Genomic DNA, 712 nt, shown 5'->3' with positions numbered 1-712 from the left:
CAATAGCACGATGGAACCACCTGATCCCTTCCCGAACTCAGAAGTGAAACATCGTCGCGCCAATGGTAGTGTGGTTCGCCCATGTGAGAGTAGGTCATCGTCAGCTCTCTATTCCTAGATAACCCCCTTTGCTTATGCAAAGGGGGTTTTCTTTTGGCTGGAGTTTGGTTGGGGTGGGTGAAAATACATTAGTTTTACAATTGGTTTGAAAGGTTAAAAACTAGAATCTATGGATTAAAGACGAGTTTTAGGCTATTTTTTTAAATCTCATTACTTATTTAATTGATTAAATAAGCTTCGTAACATCACTTTCAAAGTAATACCTAAGCTCGTAAAAGCCTTGAAGCGGTCCAACTTCAGCTCAACAGAGGATCTATAGAAATCCTTAGTGTTTAAAGCTAAATTCATGAAAATGAATATTTCATCTAACCCATTGAAAACTATGGACTATTTAAACCCTACTTAAATTAGTTTAAAAACCTTTGATAAAGCAGTTGACACCCCAGTCAGAATCTATATAATACGCCCCACAGCAAAGGAAGCTAGGCAATATGTTAACCAACTTATCACTTAGATTACCGAGTTGAAACAAATTAAGAAAAGAAGTTGACAGACTATTAAAACATGATATGATGGTCAGCTCGCTAAATAGGATAAGCCAGATTGGTTTAGCGGATTTAGTTAGAACACTCTTACTGGACGACAGTAGAGA

At 37.2% G+C, this 712-nt stretch carries 1 rRNA gene; it reads left to right on the top strand.

What is annotated here, in order from left to right:
• A 5S ribosomal RNA gene (gene rrf / locus JMX75_RS12840) occupies positions 1-106 on the top strand; the annotation flags it as partial.
• Positions 107-712 lie beyond the last annotated feature (606 nt).

Source organism: Psychrobacter sp. LFX-11D, assembly GCF_904846475.1.
Taxonomy (GTDB): domain Bacteria; phylum Pseudomonadota; class Gammaproteobacteria; order Pseudomonadales; family Moraxellaceae; genus Psychrobacter; species Psychrobacter cryohalolentis.
This window is presented reverse-complemented; position numbering and strand designations above follow the sequence as displayed.